Below are 16,205 nucleotides of genomic sequence, written 5' to 3' on the forward strand. Positions count from 1 at the left end.
TCAATCCTTCCAATTGTACTTAACATAATGTTATATCATAATATTATATCACTTTGATACATTCTTAACAATACAATCATTGCCTTAGTTACCTGTCATATTTTATTATAATTTTTTAACCGTCTATTTTAATCACGATCATAGTCACATCATCGCAAGGCGGCTCTCCTGCCAGAAAGTCCATAAATTCATAGGAAATCAGTTCCTGAATGCTGGCCGGGTCATATATATGACTTTCCTTCAATAATTTCGTTATCCGTTCCATACCAAACTGTTCCTTAGCCCTGTTTCTAGCTTCTTTTAAACCGTCGGTATAAAAAAGTGTTACATCACCGGGATTTAATATGCAAGCCCCTTCCCTGTACTGGGCATCTTGACGTCCACCCATGAAAAAGTCCCTCAGTTTCAGTTTTTCACATTCATCCTTATCGGCCCGGTATATAATTGGCGGGTTGTGCCCGGCATTAGCGTACCTGAGTTCTCTTGTTTCAGGATTGTATAGACCGTAAAAGAAAGTAATAAACTGCTCGGCAAATTCCAACTGAGGAAATAAGCTTCTGTTTACCCGGTTAACCAAGGCGCTGGGGCTATCCAGGTCAAAAGCGTAATTGCGGACAAAAGCATAGGTCATGGCAACAAACAAGGCAGCCGGCACACCCTTGCCCATAACATCGCCGATAGCTATGCCTAATTTTTTGTTTTTTGTTACAAAGAGGTCACAATAATCTCCGCCTACTTCATTGGCAGATACAGCCGTGGCAGCAAGTGTAGCTCCCGGAACCTGCGGCAGGTTGACCGGAAATAGGCTTGACTGAATAGTATTGGCTAACTGCAGTTCCTTTTGAATCCGGCGGTCTTTTTGCACTATTTCTTCCACAATATCCCTGTACCGTTTTTCAATCAGCCTAAGCGCCTCTTCAGCCTTCTCCCGGTCAGCAATATCCTCAACTAAGGCCTGGATGGGAAAAAGCCTATCATTGCTTTTACACAAAGGAGTTAAAGTAAACAGCTCTACCAACCTGCGCATCAGTTTTAATTCTTCGATTAATTGTTCCCTCGTCTTCTCCTCATCAGTCATCTTAGCCCCTCCAAAAGGAACCGACTGCTATAGGCTTGGCCAATCTTTTTTAATAATCTTTCGACATAATTTACCAATTACCTGCATTTTTTTCCCGCGTCCACAAAAAAAGGGGGTTTTTTACCCCCTTTCAAGCTGTCGACAAAGGTCTCTCGGATAAATTTGGAGAACTGAAATATTTTCTGAAGCGGGGTTCTACTTTAATCCGCCGGTTTTTATGGAGGGGTGGGTGGGGTGACTGGGCTACCCCACCCACCCCTCCTATAGCCCGGCCTGAAAATACCGGAGCGGAAAAATTATTTAAGCTCCCCTCAATCGTGGTAATTTTGTCTACAAATTGAAGGGGGTGAAAAACACCCCCTTAATCAAACAACAACTGCCTTACTTACCACAATTTGTCCGTCTTTCGCAGTAACTACTACTTTATCACCCGGTTTGAAAGTCCCTTTTAAAAATTCTTCGGAAAGTTGATCTTCCACTGTTTTCTGAATAGCCCGCCGCAACGGTCTGGCCCCATACATCTCGTCAAATCCTTCTTTGGCCAAAAGTTCTTTGGCCTCGTCTGTGACTTCTAATTCTATATCATTCTCTTTCATCCGTTCGGCAACTTCTTTGAGCATCAGTTCAACTATCTTCTTAATATGCTCTTTTTTGAGGGAATGGAAAACAATTATTTCGTCAATCCTGTTCAGGAATTCCGGCCGGAATGTGCGCTTAAGCTCGCCGGTAACCCGTTCTCTCATGTTGTCATAATTGGTGTCCTGGGCTGTTGTCTTGAACCCAAGAGTAGCTTCTTTTTTAATCAGATGCGCTCCGACGTTGGAGGTCATGATAATCACGGTATTCCTGAAATCCACGGTTCTTCCCTTAGCATCAGTGAGCCTTCCGTCTTCCAGTACCTGCAGAAGAATGTTGAAAACTTCCGGATGGGCCTTCTCTATTTCATCCAGCAATACTACGGAATATGGTTTTCTGCGGACAGCCTCTGTTAGCTGCCCACCTTCATCGTAGCCAACATACCCCGGAGGAGCTCCAACCAGCCTGGATACCGCGTGTTTTTCCATATATTCAGACATATCAATCCTGACCATGGCATCCTCATCGCCGAACAAAGCCTCCGCAAGAGCCCGGGCTAACTCAGTTTTACCCACACCGGTGGGGCCAAGGAAAATGAAGGAACCGATGGGCCGCTTGGGATCCTTTAACCCTGCTCTGGCCCGGCGAACAGCACGACTTACAGCTTTGACCGCTTCATCTTGCCCAATTACCCGCTGATGCAATATTTCTTCCATATTTAACAGGCGGGTTGTTTCTTCCTGGGCCAGTTTACTGACAGGAATCCCGGTCCAGGAGGAAACAATATGAGCTATATCGTCTTCTGTTACTGCCTTCTTTGCCAATCCTTTCTTCTCTTCCCAGCCTTTTTTGGTATCTTCCAGTTTGGCTTTGAGTTTTTGTTCTTTATCCCTCAAACCGGCAGCCTTTTCAAACTCCTGAGCTGAAATGGCGGCTTCTTTTTCTTTCTTTATTTCCTCCAACTCTGCTTCCAGCTTTTTCACATCCGGCGGTACGGTAAAAGTCTGCAGTCTTACCCTGGAAGCAGCTTCATCAATAAGGTCAATAGCCTTGTCAGGCAGGAACCGGTCAGTAATATACCGGTCTGAAAGCCTGACAGCGCTGTTAATAGCCTCGTCTGTAATCTGGACCCGGTGATGAGCCTCATACCTGTCCCGCAAGCCTTTAAGAATGTCTATTGACTCTTCTACCGTCGGCTCATCAACAGTAATGGGTTGGAACCGGCGTTCCAATGCCGGGTCCCGTTCAATGTGCTTTCTGTACTCATCCAGCGTGGTAGCGCCGATACACTGTAATTCTCCTCTGGCTAAAGCAGGTTTTAAAATGTTAGCAGCATCGATAGCGCCTTCGGCCGCTCCAGCGCCAATCAGGGTATGCAATTCATCAATAAAAAGGATCACGTTCCCGGCAGCCCTGATTTCATCAATAACCTTTTTCAGGCGGTCTTCAAATTCCCCCCTGAATTTTGTACCCGCCACCACCGAAGCCATGTCAAGCGTTACAACCCTTTTGTCGTTCAATGTTTCCGGTACATTACCGGCAATAATCCTTTGCGCCAATCCCTCGGCAATAGCTGTCTTCCCAACACCCGGTTCACCAATTAAAACTGGATTGTTTTTGGTCCGCCTGCTCAACACCTGGACCACTCTTTCAATTTCCTTTTCCCGGCCAACTACGGGATCGAGCTTTCCTTCCCTGGCCATCTCAGTTAAATCACGCCCGAATTCGTTTAAAGTTGGCGTGTTGGCTTGCTTCTTACCAGGTTGAGCCGGACCGCCATGAGGCTGCGCTGTACCCAGCATGCTGATGACACTCTTTTGCACACTTTGAAAATCTACGCCCAAGTTGTGCAAAACCCGAGCAGCGACACCTTCTCCTTCCCTGATGAGCCCCAATAGCAAGTGCTCGGTACCAATGTAGTTGTGTCCCAGTTTTCTAGCTTCATCAAAAGCCAGCTCCAGGACCTTTTTCGCCCGTGGGGTAAGTCCAATTTCACCAAAGGTGTAAAATTCACCTTTGCCAATCATTTTCTCTACTTCAGAGCGGACCTTATTGAAATCAACGCCTAATTCATAAAGTACTTTTGCAGCAATACCACTACCCTCTTGAATTAACCCCAGTAAAATATGCTCTGTACCAACGTACGTGTAATTAAGTCGTTTCGCTTCCTCCTGGGCCAACATTAATACTTTTTGGGCCCTTTCTGTAAATCTTGCAAACATAGCCTTCACCTCAAATTACTTTTTTAGTTTTTCCATTCGCAAACGAATTATCCTCGCTCGCTCTGTATCCCGTTCCTGAGCTGTCATCTCTCTGGCAGCCATTTTTTGCAAAAAGGCCGGCCTGATTAGCATCATTAATTCGTTTATATCCCGCTGGGTAAGATTGTCCAGTATTCCCAGAGCTATGCCCAACCTGACATCAGAAAGCATGGTCAGGGCCTCTTCTGTTGTAATCATGCGAGAATAACTTAAAATTCCCAACGACCGGAATATTTTATCCTCCAACTGGCTTTTATTGTTTTTATAAAGGGCCGCCCGCGCCGACCGTTCCTGATTGATAATCTGTCTTGCTACGGTCAAGAGATTCCTGATTATTTCTTCTTCGGCCTGGCCTAAAGTAATCTGGTTGGAAATCTGAAACAAATGTCCCACTGCCTTGGTTCCTTCGCCGTAATAACCACGTACGGCCAGTCCCAACTGGGATATAGCTGTTATAATATTATTTATTTGGCCTGCTATTACCAGGGCAGGTAGATGCAACATCACAGAAGCCCTTAACCCGGTACCGACATTAGTAGGACAAGCCGTCAGATAACCCCGCTGCTCACAGAAAGCATAATCAAGGGTTTTCTCTAATAAATCATCAACCCGGTTAGCTTTCTGCCAGGCTTCCTCCAGTTGTAGGCCTGGCAAAAACAGTTGAATACGCAAATGGTCTTCTTCATTAATCATTATGCTCAAAAATTCATCTTCTGATAAGATTACAGCCCGGTTTTTTATATCTTCCAATAGTTGAGGGCTGATCAAATGCTTTTCCAACAAAATTTGCCTTTCTACCGGGCTCAGCTCTTCCAGCCTCACAAATTCCAGTGGGCCGAATTCCTGCCTTACCTCATCATTATCAACAGCCAACCGTACGGCATTTAAAATTTCATCGGCTGCTTGGTTAGACATTGTATGGGGGAATGCATATCCACTGATGTTGCGGGCCAATCTTATCCGGCTGCTGATAACTATATCAGATTCAGGTCCGTCACCTTTGGCCCAGTTGCTAACCGGCTGGCTAACAGTTTTTTCGATAGACATCATTTTTCCCCCTCATGCAGTTTTTTTTCCAACTCACGTATTTTATCTCTCAATTCTGCCGCTTTTTCGTATTCTTCGTGCTTAACAGCCTGCTGTAATTCCAACTTCAAAGAATCTATGCCCTTCCGGATCTTCAAGGTCCCGCCGGTTCTAAAGGGCACTTTTCCGGTATGTTTGTTGGTTCCGTGAATTCTTCTCAGCAAAGGGTCAATTTTCTCCTCAAAGGTATGATAACATTTATCACAGCCTAATTTTCCTATCTTCGCGAAATGGGCATCGGTAAATGCACAGCCAGGGCATTTAGCTCCGTAAGCTGACGAAACTTTAGGCTGGTCCAGTCCGCCGTACGCCGAATTAAACAAATCGGCAAAGATGTTATGCAAAACCATCTTGGGTTCCAGGTGAACAGCAAAGGCGTTTTCCTGCTGGGCGCAAACTTCGCATAAGCGGGTTTCCGTCTTATGTCCGTTAACTATTTTTGTGATCAACACCGTTGCTGCCCGCTGCTGGCATTTTTCACACAACATTTGTTTTTACCCCCCTTTTAACAGTGCCATTAGCATGGATTTAAGAATCTCCGCCCTGAACATATCTCCTTTCCGGCTTTTATCATGGCCGGTAACCCTTCTAATTACATTATCAATCATCGAAGCCTCCCGGAAAGTAATTAACTCATCATCAAATAAGCGTTCTACCAGGCCCAGGGCGCCTGCCAGGCTTATCTCATTACCTACAGTCTTATAAAGGATTTCCAGCAATTTATCTTTTTCCTTGGCGTTAAGTTTCAATATTTTTATATAACCTCCGCCACCCCGCCTGCTTTCTACTACATAACCGCGGTCAATAGTAAACCGGGTACTTAAAACGTAATTAATTTGGGAAGGGACACAGTCAAATTTTTCTGCCAGTTCGTTGCGTCTAATCAGTACCACTTCTGATTTTTGCAGCATCTGTTTTATATATTCTTCAATAAAGTCTACTAAACTTGGCAAAGGTATCCCCCCTTTTTGACTTTTCCTGACCTTGCATTTATTATAGCTTAAAACATCCCTTTTTATACAAATATAAAATTTGACCTAATTTGACCAAAATGGTAATTTATTGTTTATTTTCTTTGATTATCACCCAAATGGCAACAAATTTTAAACCTGTGGCCTTTTTCCAACATTGAAGGTTTGCATGCCCTGTAGCATCGTGGAAGAGAAATACTCCAGTAAAAGTTGAAATTAACAAGGCAAATATAAATTTCCTCTTCATTTGTAAATTTTTATATGATAAAATTTAAGGTGTTTTAGCAAGTCCTTCTTTTTGCAAAATTCAACTGTTAAATCACAGTCATGATTTATATTATAGAAAAGAGGCGACCTCATGATTAAAGATCTATTTAGAAGGGACATGGTTTTTATCCATGCTCCCAGTGTGTATGACTTCAGAAAAGATACCATCATGTTTGGCCCTATCAGCGATGTGGTCCCTTCTTCACCTACTTTTGAAATGTATCCAATCGGTATTACCAGTATCGCCGAAACCCTGGAACAGGAAGGGTTCAATGTGCAAATTATAAATATGGCTTACCGGATGTTAACTGATCGAAGCTATGACGTTGAAAAAGTAATTGCCAAGATGAACCCACGTTCTTTTGCATTTGACCTGCATTGGCTGCCACATTGCCATGGCAGCATTGAAATAGCTAAAATCTGTAAAAAGTACCATCCTGACATACCTATAATTTTTGGTGGGTTGTCTGCATCTTATTACCACGAAGAACTTATCAGATACCCCTGTGTTGATTTTGTTGTCAGGGGAGACAGTACAGAAGAACCTGTAAGACAGCTCATGTGGGCCATCAGGAACGGTTCATCTTTTGCATCTATCCCTAACCTGACCTGGAAAAAGCCCGATGGTTCCGTGGTTGTCAACCCACTTACTCATGTACCGGAAAATATAGATTATGTTTCCATTCCCTGTTATCATTATGTAGTGAGGTCTGTATTTAAATATGGCAGCCTAGCCAACACTGTTCCATATACAGACTGGTTAAAATACCCTATTACTGCCCTGCTCACCGCACGTGGCTGTACCCAGAACTGTTCCATCTGTGGAGGTTCCAGGTTTGCCTACAAAAATATATGCAACCGGGAGAAACCCGCATACAGGTCACCTCAATCTCTTGTAAACGACATAAAACAAATTCAAAAACTGGGCAGAGCCCCGATCTTTGTATTGCATGATTTACGGCAGGCTGGGCCTCAATATGTTGATGAGTTCTTCTCTTTACTTAAGCAAGAGAATATCAAAAACGAGTTGGTAATTGAATTATTCTACCCTGCCGGTGATGATTATTTTGCCAAAATCGCCGATGCCGTACCGAAGTTCAGTCTGGAAATGACTCTGGAAACCCATATTGAATCAATCAGGAAACTAAATGGAAAATTTGCCTGCAGTAACGAAGAAGTGGAAAATACAATTGCCTCAGCCTTTAAATTTGGGTGCCGCAAAATTGATATTTTCTTCATGAGCGGTATTCCAACCCAGACTTATCAGGATGTTATCGGTTCCATCGATTACTGCCGGCATTTGCTGGAGAAATTCAACGGAGATAAGAGACTGGCTCTGTTTATAGCCCCTTTGGCACCGTTTCTAGACCCCGGCTGTCTGGCTTTCGAACAGCCGGAAAAATACGGCTACAAAAAGTTCTGTCATACTTTGGAGGACCACAGACAAGCCCTCCTGCAGCCGAGTTGGAAACATATCCTCAGCTTTGAAACCGAGACCATGACGAGGGACGATATTGTGCGGTCGACTTATGAAGCTGCCCTCAAGCTGAACCGGCTAAAATATGAATTCAATTTGATTGACAGAGAGTTATTTGAACAAATAGACTTCCGGATCAGGGCCGCACAACAGGTTATGGATGAAATAGACGAAATAATTACCATAGAAAACAGTAAAGAAAAAGAAGAAAGGCTTGCTGAACTGAAACAAAAGGTTGAGCAGTTGAACCGCCACACTATCTGCGGTAAAGATGAGTTAAAGTGGCCGATTTCGGAACGATACGGAAGTATTTTCTCTCTGACCGGAGTGTTTATGAAACTGTTTGTCACCGAAATGCGATTACTGTGGAAAAGATTCAAAATCAACCTGGCTGAAAGGCCAACTAAACAAAATTACAACGTTTAAGAAGCAGGTCATGCCTGCTTTTTTTACATTAATGATTTTTAAATATAGTTACACTATTTTTTAAATTTGTTAATAACAGCTAACTGCAATATTAATTGTTTATTAACCAGTTAATTTGTGATAAAATTAACTTGCTGATTTTATAGATTAGCCGGATGAGGTGAACTTCATGTTTAAAAAAGATGTTGTGTTTTTACACGCTCCCAGTGTATATGACTTTAGAAAAGATACCATTATGTTCGGTCCTATCAGCGATGTTGTACCGTCTTCCGCCACCTTTGAAATGTATCCCGTAGGTATTACCAGTATAGCCGATGCTCTCGAACAGGCCGGTTTTAACGTACAGATTATAAACCTGGCCTATCAAATGCTGCGCGACCCCAAATATGATGTAGAAAAAGTTATATCCCGGCTGAACCCAAGAATGTTTGCCATCGATCTGCATTGGCTTCCCCATGCACACGGCAGTATAGAAGTGGCTAAAATAGTAAAAAAATATCACCCGCACACTCCCGTTGTTTTTGGAGGTTTATCTGCTTCATACTATCACGAAGAACTTATAAATTACCCATGGGTGGATTTTGTATTGCGGGGAGATTCTACCGAAGAACCGATGAAGCAATTAGTTTTGGCTATCCGCAGGGGCATGCCGGTCAATGATATTCCCAACCTTACATGGAAAACGCCCGATGGCAAGGTCAGGGTAAACCCGCTTACACACGTTCCGGATAACATGGATTATGTTTCCATTCCCAGCTATAGTTACTGTGTCCGCTCGGTATTTAAATATGCTAACTTGCATAATACTGTTCCTTACTTAAAGTGGCTTAATTACCCGATTACAGCTCTGTTAACATCGCGTGGCTGTACTCAAAATTGTTCTATTTGCGGTGGCTCACAGGCAGCGTACAAGAAGATTTGTAACCGGGAAAAACCAGCCTACCGCTCCCCCAAGACCATGGTGGAAGACATACTATTTTTACAAAAACTCGGCCGGGCCCCAATTTTTATTTTGAACGATTTCCGCATGGCCGGGCCGGCTCACACTGAGGAATTTTTGAAACTCCTTAAAGAAGCCGATATTAAAAACGAACTGGTCTTCGAACTGTTTTTCCCGGGGGACGATAATTTCTTTGCTAAATTAGCCGATGCTGTCCCCAAGTTTAGTCTGGAAATCACCTTGGAATCACATCTTGAACGTATCCGCAGATTTAACGGCAAGTTTGCTGTACCAAATGAAGTTTTTGAGAATACCGTCGCCTCTGCTTTTAAATACGGCTGCCGAAAAATAGACATCTTTTTTATGACCGGAATTCCTAAACAATCTTATCACGACGCTATATCATGTGTAGATTATTGCCGGGAGCTTCTGGACAAGTTTAACGCTGATAAACGTCTCTGTTTCTTTGTAGCGCCATTGGCCCCGTTCCTCGACCCCGGCTGTCTGGCTTTTGAAAACCCGGAAAAATACGGCTACCGGCAGTTTTATAAAACCCTTGAAGAACATCGTCAGGGTTTAACCATGCCCAGTTGGAAATATATTCTCAGTTATGAAACGGATAGTATGACAAGGGATGAAATTGTGGAAGCCACTTACGAAGCTGCCCTGCGGCTCAATGAATTAAAGAAAGAATATAACTTGATAGAAGAACAGCTTTACCGGCAAATCGATTACCGAATCAGAACGGCGCGGGATATAATAAGGGAAATCGACCAAATCATGACCCTGTCTGATGAAAAAGAAAAAAAGTTAAAACTTAATGAAATTAGGGTAAAAGTTGCTCAGGTAAATAAAGGCTCGCTTTGCGGTGAAGATGAATTAACCTGGCCAATCACTGAACGGTTTGCTAGTTTCTTTTCTTTATTTAAAGTTTTAGTAAGTCTTTTCTTTAAGGAATGGGCATTATTCTTCAATCGTATCGGATTTGAATTGAAGGAACGGAGTTACAGTAGAAATCAAAGAATGGCGATGGCATCTAACAGTAAAAACGACGCGGCACTATGAAAAACTATAAAAGCTTAAATAATTCCTCCGCTCCAATATTTTCAGGCCAGTCTATAGAAGGGGTGGGTGGGCTCTCCGCTACCACGGAGCTTTATGCTGCAAAACCTTGCCAAGAAGGCAGTATTCCCGAACTCGATGGCTCATGATGATATCCTTAATATCTAGGCCGCCTCCCGTCCGGGACACTCAACCTGAGTTGAGTGCCGGACTTCCCGGCGGCCTTCGCCATCTTCAAACATGCGGGAACCTCCTGCCTTCTTGTCTGCGGTTTTGCGGGGCCAGTCGCTCCTTATCGGTAGCCTGAGAACCCCACCCACCCCTCCATAAAAACCGGCAGATTAAAGTAGAGCCCCGCTTCGGAAAATATTTAAGTTCCTCGAATTTATCCGAGAGACCTTTGTCGACAGCCTGAAATACGTGGTAAACAACCGCGCATTTTTACTAGGGATCAAAAACAAAACACATGGCACTTCTACCATGTGTGATAAGCTTTTCTATGGCTCCCCGGGCAGGACTCGAACCTGCAACCTACCGGTTAACAGCCGGGTGCTCCACCATTGAGCTACCGAGGAACGCTTTTCATGACAACTATTATAATAACATAAGTTTTTTATTAATGCAAGTGTCAATGTTTGGTTTCATTCCCAAAACTGAATTCAATCTGAAGGCCTACATGAATAGCACATATTCCTATTAGGAAGAAGCGTTGGCGGCACTTTTCCGCCAACTAACATAATTTCAAAACGGGCACATTTGTCATAATTTCTCGTACAATAATAAGTCTCAATTTGTCTCCTCAAAACAGGTAGTAGGTTTGCTCCATTAAGCAAGTAACAATCATCTGTTTTCGGACACAACCCCACACTTCGCAACCCCCTTCTTCTTTCTATGGTACTTTTTTATATATAATAAATCATACTTATTGTTATGTAACGATAAAAGCGCTAAATTGGTATTTTTAGCCACCGAACGGGCGCTACAGGGGTCTAATCGGTAGATTGGGTCCTCAACGCTTCAGTCTTTTGGCAAGACAACGACCGGTAAGTATTGGCTGCTACTCCTGATTTAATTTTTCATTTAAGTATTCGGGTATTGTGCCTGAAAATTCTCAGCCCTTTTCTGAGCCGTTGTGGCTTCACCACTATCTCTCAGAATAGGTCCCTATATCGAGACATCTGCTTATACGAACTTTTCGAACGTACCGTTCTTAATCTTCCTTGACCTTCGGCCCTTCCTCGTTTCGAATACTATGGCCTCTGCCTTACTTCTGCCAGTTCAGCCTTGCCTTGCGACAAGGGTTGTTAGAAGATTGCACTTGCAACCATCTGACGGACGGGCTTTGAAGAGCACAAAGCCCCGCGTTGATACGAATTTCTGCAATTCCTGAGCTATCTGAGCAAGTTGTCGATGAAGCCGAAGTCTCTTCAATGGAAACCCCTAGTTCCTCCGTTAAGGCAGAGACCTTGTGGGCCTATAAGCGACACGTTCAACTAATTATTTTGCTTTTTCGCATCGCCATCAGTATTTAAAGAATTCCTGAATTCACGAATAGTATCTCCCATTGCCTTTCCAACCCCTGACAATTTACCCGGTCCAAATATAATCAATCCAATAATCAATATAATAATAAGTTCCGGAACCCCTAGGTTCGGCAAAAAGCCAAACATACTTCTGCACCTCCTGCACTATCGTAATCATAAAATTAATTTAAAAAGCCGAGCACTGTCAGTGTATCCCATACTTTAATGGCCGTATACAGATTTACCCGATCATTCATACTAGAGAGATCAGCATCAAGTAACTGTTCAATCTTAGCTACCCGGTAACGCAGGGTATTTACATGGATAAACATACTGTCGGCGGTAACCTTCCAGTTAAGCCCGGAATCAAGAAATTTTCGCAGAGTTGGCAGTAATTCATCCGTTGTTTTTTCATCATGCTCTACCAATGGGCCCAGGGTTTTTTGGCAATATTTTTTTACATTCTCCTCATCCTGTGAAAAAATAAATGAGAATATACCCAGATCAGAAAACCTTTGGATAAACCCCTTTTTCCCCATCAGACCCGGCAAAACTAAGGCAATTCTAGCTTCAATGTAACTTTTATGCAAATCCTTTATTGTATACATTTGGCCTAGGCCGGCAGAAATAACAATGTTAAATTTGTTTTCAACAGCTTTTTTCCAATTATCGAACTTAGTCGACTTGGGTAAATCAGGATACATCTCAAGGGTATCCTCTCTATAAAGAGCCGGAATAAAAAACATAAGGTAATGGTCCCAGTAAATAGGGATAAATTCGACATTATGTTTTTTCGCATACTCAACCGTATAGAAGCGGATTGTACCTAAATCTATTTCTGTTTCTGCTTCATCGATTTGTGCTAACAAAACAAAGTAAGGGTTCTTATTAATATCTAAGGCTCTTTCACACATTTTAATAATATTTCTTATATTTACAGAATTTTTTATGAACAAGTCTTCAGCAAATTTTTTTTCAAATTTCTCTTTTTCACTTCTAATTATATATAAACTAAAAAAATAATTGTTTATCGCGAGCCTGGCTTCAGAAATAACAGGGATAGTTTTAGAAATCATGTCCTTGGGCAGGTTTTTAATAATAACGAATGCACGTGTATTCTTATGACCCAATTGGCAGAATAAGGATCCATCTTCTTCCTGGTAATAATATTCTTCTTCATTAATGCCTGGCGGCAATGTAATAAAGAGATTATCAACGGATGCATCAGTACTTTCTGTAGAAGGATAGTGGATATAACCGGTATTATCAGTTATTATTACAGGGCGATTTAATTTTTTTTTCAGATACGCTGCTACAAAAGGCAATCCGCGTTCCATCATTCCTTCCAATAAGTACACGTTTGTAGGTGGTAAAGACATAAACATTACCCCCTTGCATCTGAATAATATATACAGGTGATGTTCGGAAGCTTTACATTAATTATCATAACACATACAATTCATTATATCCAACTTTCTAAAAATGGTAGAGCCTTATATAAGACTCTACCTGAAAAAGGGTTGGAGAATTGCAGTAAATCATGGTTTCTGGGCTAGTATATTTTTTGCAGCCATCCTGCCAAAAGTCATGGCCCGGCCATGGCTAACACCCTGTACTGTTATTGGATAATCGTTAGCAAAGAAACTTCCGGAGACGTTACCTGCTGCATACAATCCTGGAATAGGATTCATTTCTGTATCCAGCACTTGTAACTTGTGGTTAATTTTTAAACCGCCAAGAGTCACCAACAAGCAGGTCCCCAGTTTAGCTGCATAAAATGGCGCTTTTTCTATAGTTGTCAGACATTCAGGCCGTTTTCCGAAATCTTCATCTACGCCTTTCCTCGCCAGTTCATTATATCTTGCTACAGTTGCTTTAAAAGTCTCAGCAGGTACGTCCATCTTCCTGGCAAGTTCTTCAATGGTATTGGCGCTTTTTATAATTCCTTTGGAGACAAGCATATCAATTTCCTCTGGAATATGAAGTGGCGGTCTCATTGCTTTACATATAATTGAACCAAACTTTGAAACTTCTTGTGGCCACTTGGCATCCCATATAACCCATTTAAAGTTATGACCCTTTTGCTGCCTGTCTTGATTACAGATGTACGCAAAAGGTAGGTCTTCGTTTCCGTATCGCTCCCCTTGCAAATTAACGTTTAACCATGGTTGGCGGGTCAGGGGAACCGGTTTATACCCAGGAGGCAGGCCATCTAAAGCAATGTCAAAATACATCGCACAGTGCGGCGGTTCATCTATTGCTGCCCCGATCCACATACCCATCATATGACCATCACCGGTATTCATCGCGGGGGGATATGCAACACCGTATATATATTCAGATGATGGGATATATTTTTTAAGCATTTCCGGATTATTTCCGTAGTCTCCCGTGCAAAGAATGACACCTTTATTGGCGTTGAATTTGGCGTAAGAGCCATCTTTTCTTCTGGCTATGACCCCGGTTACTCTGCCCTTATCCTTTCTGATAAGCTGTACTGCCGGTGTTTTATAGCGAATGTCTATTCCAAGTTTCTTGCTTGTCTCTACCAATACATATCTTAAGGCCATTTGTGACGGGAAGTGGAGTTTTGGTTTTTGAGCTAAGACCGCCTCATTGGCTATAAACTCGCCAGCTTGGATTGTAAAGTATTTGAAGCCTACTTGGTTGAGACTCTGGTGATCCAGTGGAGTTGGATGACAAGAGATTCCTACGGCTTCTGCTAAATCTACCAGCCAGTCAAAAGTTTCACCACTGTGGTCAGCCCAAACTTTAATCACTCGCTGGTCAGCTTTATATCCTGCCCATCTCATTAATTCCACAATTACTTCGTTTTTGTCGACTTTATCATTTCCGATTGACTTCTGTATTTTACTGCCAATGACACCGTATTCCATTCCACGGAAGTTAGCGGTATAACCTTTTTCTAGAACAACTACTTTTGCACCCGCCTGAGCTGCTGTAACAGCAGCACACATTCCTGCCATTCCTGCGCCAACTACAACGACATCTGCCGTAACCGTCTCTTTAATATCTTTTTCGGGAATCGGCGGAGGTGGTGCCTCAAAGCTGGCTTTTTCAGATATAGCTCCCGAAGCAGGGCTAGATGCCTGTGTATCCGTTTCATTTGCACAACCCGCCAATAAACCTCCGGAAGCCAAACCCACTGTGGCAAACACACCACCTTTCAAAAAGTCTCTTCGTGAGACGCCAGTCTGTAGTTTATTTTCCAATTTATTTTCAGAACTCATTATATTAGCTCCTTTCAATTTATTTTGTGAAATTATGCGCAATTGAAAAATTAAAAAAACAACGCACACCAAAATTCAATTTGCTTACGTAGACAATTTCCGACGAGTTCAGTATATCACGGACTATTAGATAAATGCTTCGGTTGTTTATACAAAATTACAGTCGCATAATTGTTTAATTCTACAAAGACAAATGGTCATGACACATGTATAATTTGTTCCGTAGACAATTTCCGACAAAAAATTTTTACTCAAAAATTATTAGTCTAACAACATTGTTTTAGAAGTTATTCTATACTGAAAAAAAGGAGGATAAAATATGGAAAGGGACAGTGGGCAACAAATAAATTTTTGGAAAAAGTCCTTCCAAAATAAGGTACTGCTATTGGTTCTTATCGCTCTAGCAGTTATTGTGATCGGAACGGGTGCAACTTTGAAGGCAAGCGACAAACCTGCTTTTTGTACTAACTGCCATATTATGAATACTTATTATAAATCATATAGTGAGAGCAATTTACTGGCCAATAAACATGCTAAAGCAGGTCTAGTTTGTCACGATTGTCACGAAACCTCAATTACAGCCAAGATAAATGAAGGTATTAAGTATATAACTAATGATTTTAAAACACCAATGAAGCAAAGACGATATTCTAAGGAATTATGTTTAAAATGCCATAATGATTTTGACAAAATAATAGAAAAAACGCAAAGTTTGGAAGAAGCTAATCCCCATGAATCACACTTTGGTAGTCAGGAATGCTATGAGTGTCATAGCATGCACAGGCAATCAAATGTAATGTGCTCCAGATGCCATCAATTCCCATGGTATAAAGACCTGGATTCCAGTTGGAAACAAAGCGGAAAATAAACCATAGTTATTGCTTCAAGTATAAAGTGCCTCCTGTGATTGGAAGAATGTTTACCATGACATTCATTCCCATCATAAGAGGCGCTTTTACTTATCGTGACGATTGTCATTTTACTTGACTTCTACTGTTTCCCGCAATCGCCGGGTCGGGAGATGTCCCAACTAAGAGTCCGGTAGCATCCCCTAATAAGGTATGGCTAAGAGATATTTTGTTTTACCTTCTGGCTACATTTACAAGGCTCAGCACCTCAACACTTACCGGAAAGCCCGCCCGGTAGAAAGTGCAGTCCAAATAAGAAAGACCCTACGCTTTCACGTAGAGTCTTTCATATATAGATCCGGCAACGACCTACTCTCCCAGGCGGTCCCCCGCCAAGTACCATCGGCGCTGAGAGGCTTAACTGCCGTGTTCGGGATCA

At 42.3% G+C, this 16,205-nt stretch carries 12 protein-coding genes, 1 tRNA gene and 1 rRNA gene; 3 read left to right on the forward strand and 11 right to left on the reverse strand.

Going from position 1 to position 16,205, the window contains the following annotated elements:
• Positions 1-115: 115 nt before the first annotated feature.
• The 5 genes from Tfer_RS14080 to Tfer_RS14100 form a co-directional block, all read right to left on the reverse strand.
• Positions 116-1,078, reverse strand: coding sequence for a PP2C family protein-serine/threonine phosphatase (locus tag Tfer_RS14080; protein WP_052218950.1), 963 nt, complete (start codon positions 1,076-1,078; stop codon positions 116-118).
• 365 nt (positions 1,079-1,443) lie between these two features.
• Complete coding sequence (locus tag Tfer_RS14085) at positions 1,444-3,876, reverse strand: ATP-dependent Clp protease ATP-binding subunit (RefSeq protein WP_052218951.1); 2,433 nt, start codon at positions 3,874-3,876, stop codon at positions 1,444-1,446.
• Between the two features lie 15 nt (positions 3,877-3,891).
• A complete protein-coding gene (locus Tfer_RS14090; RefSeq protein ID WP_052218952.1) occupies positions 3,892-4,962 on the reverse strand; it encodes a protein arginine kinase in 1,071 nt (356 codons plus the stop codon).
• The gene (locus tag Tfer_RS14095) at positions 4,962-5,489 is read right to left on the reverse strand and encodes a UvrB/UvrC motif-containing protein (protein WP_013119156.1); all 528 of its coding nucleotides are present in this window, start codon (positions 5,487-5,489) and stop codon (positions 4,962-4,964) included. The genes Tfer_RS14090 and Tfer_RS14095 overlap by 1 nt, the downstream gene beginning before the upstream one ends.
• 6 nt (positions 5,490-5,495) lie before the next feature.
• Positions 5,496-5,954 carry a CtsR family transcriptional regulator gene (locus Tfer_RS14100; protein ID WP_013119155.1) on the reverse strand — a complete coding sequence of 153 codons (459 nt, stop codon included), beginning with the start codon at positions 5,952-5,954 and terminating at the stop codon, positions 5,496-5,498.
• A gap of 376 nt (positions 5,955-6,330) precedes the next feature.
• On the opposite strand from Tfer_RS14100, the gene Tfer_RS14105 reads away from it, so the two are divergent.
• Positions 6,331-8,142 carry a TIGR04190 family B12-binding domain/radical SAM domain protein gene (locus tag Tfer_RS14105; protein WP_052218953.1) on the forward strand — a complete coding sequence of 604 codons (1,812 nt, stop codon included), beginning with the start codon at positions 6,331-6,333 and terminating at the stop codon, positions 8,140-8,142.
• A gap of 169 nt (positions 8,143-8,311) precedes the next feature.
• Positions 8,312-10,147 (forward strand): TIGR04190 family B12-binding domain/radical SAM domain protein, encoded by a 1,836-nt coding sequence (locus Tfer_RS14110; protein WP_052218954.1) that lies wholly within the window; start codon positions 8,312-8,314, stop codon positions 10,145-10,147.
• A 161-nt stretch (positions 10,148-10,308) separates the two neighbouring features.
• Here the strand turns inward: Tfer_RS14110 and Tfer_RS16650 are convergent, their stop codons facing one another.
• The 5 genes from Tfer_RS16650 to Tfer_RS14130 all read right to left on the reverse strand — a co-directional run bounded on the left by Tfer_RS16650 (position 10,309) and on the right by Tfer_RS14130 (position 14,918).
• Complete coding sequence (locus tag Tfer_RS16650) at positions 10,309-10,464, reverse strand: hypothetical protein (RefSeq protein ID WP_160315572.1); 156 nt, start codon at positions 10,462-10,464, stop codon at positions 10,309-10,311.
• 180 nt (positions 10,465-10,644) lie between these two features.
• Positions 10,645-10,719: transfer RNA gene (locus Tfer_RS14115), tRNA-Asn, on the reverse strand.
• A gap of 918 nt (positions 10,720-11,637) precedes the next feature.
• Positions 11,638-11,814: a twin-arginine translocase TatA/TatE family subunit gene (tatA, locus tag Tfer_RS14120; protein WP_013119151.1), complete on the reverse strand. Its 177-nt coding sequence runs from the start codon at positions 11,812-11,814 to the stop codon at positions 11,638-11,640.
• Between the two features lie 35 nt (positions 11,815-11,849).
• The gene (locus tag Tfer_RS14125) at positions 11,850-13,046 is read right to left on the reverse strand and encodes a PucR family transcriptional regulator (protein WP_052218955.1); all 1,197 of its coding nucleotides are present in this window, start codon (positions 13,044-13,046) and stop codon (positions 11,850-11,852) included.
• 159 nt (positions 13,047-13,205) lie between these two features.
• A complete protein-coding gene (locus Tfer_RS14130) occupies positions 13,206-14,918 on the reverse strand; it encodes an FAD-dependent oxidoreductase (protein ID WP_052218956.1) in 1,713 nt (570 codons plus the stop codon).
• Positions 14,919-15,237: 319 nt separating this feature from the next.
• Between Tfer_RS14130 and Tfer_RS14135 the strand changes: the two genes are divergently transcribed.
• The gene (locus Tfer_RS14135; protein WP_013119148.1) at positions 15,238-15,786 is read left to right on the forward strand and encodes a cytochrome c3 family protein; all 549 of its coding nucleotides are present in this window, start codon (positions 15,238-15,240) and stop codon (positions 15,784-15,786) included.
• Positions 15,787-16,122: 336 nt separating this feature from the next.
• Here Tfer_RS14135 and rrf read toward each other — a convergent pair.
• Positions 16,123-16,205 (reverse strand): 5S ribosomal RNA (gene rrf / locus Tfer_RS14140); the annotation flags it as partial.

Source organism: Thermincola ferriacetica, assembly GCF_001263415.1.
In the GTDB taxonomy this organism is placed as follows: domain Bacteria; phylum Bacillota; class Thermincolia; order Thermincolales; family Thermincolaceae; genus Thermincola; species Thermincola ferriacetica.

Bases quoted from the DNA above. Each gene is read 5' to 3' on its own strand.
- Tfer_RS14080 (WP_052218950.1), bottom strand. From the start codon at position 1,078: ATGACTGATGAGGAGAAGACGAGGGAACAATTAATCGAAGAATTAAAA.
- Tfer_RS14085 (WP_052218951.1), bottom strand. From the start codon at position 3,876: ATGTTTGCAAGATTTACAGAAAGGGCCCAAAAAGTATTAATGTTGGCC.
- Tfer_RS14090 (WP_052218952.1), bottom strand. From the start codon at position 4,962: ATGTCTATCGAAAAAACTGTTAGCCAGCCGGTTAGCAACTGGGCCAAA.
- Tfer_RS14095 (WP_013119156.1), bottom strand. From the start codon at position 5,489: ATGTTGTGTGAAAAATGCCAGCAGCGGGCAGCAACGGTGTTGATCACA.
- Tfer_RS14105 (WP_052218953.1), top strand. From the start codon at position 6,331: ATGATTAAAGATCTATTTAGAAGGGACATGGTTTTTATCCATGCTCCC.
- Tfer_RS14110 (WP_052218954.1), top strand. From the start codon at position 8,312: ATGTTTAAAAAAGATGTTGTGTTTTTACACGCTCCCAGTGTATATGAC.
- tatA (WP_013119151.1), bottom strand. From the start codon at position 11,814: ATGTTTGGCTTTTTGCCGAACCTAGGGGTTCCGGAACTTATTATTATA.
- Tfer_RS14125 (WP_052218955.1), bottom strand. From the start codon at position 13,046: ATGTCTTTACCACCTACAAACGTGTACTTATTGGAAGGAATGATGGAA.
- Tfer_RS14130 (WP_052218956.1), bottom strand. From the start codon at position 14,918: ATGAGTTCTGAAAATAAATTGGAAAATAAACTACAGACTGGCGTCTCA.
- Tfer_RS14135 (WP_013119148.1), top strand. From the start codon at position 15,238: ATGGAAAGGGACAGTGGGCAACAAATAAATTTTTGGAAAAAGTCCTTC.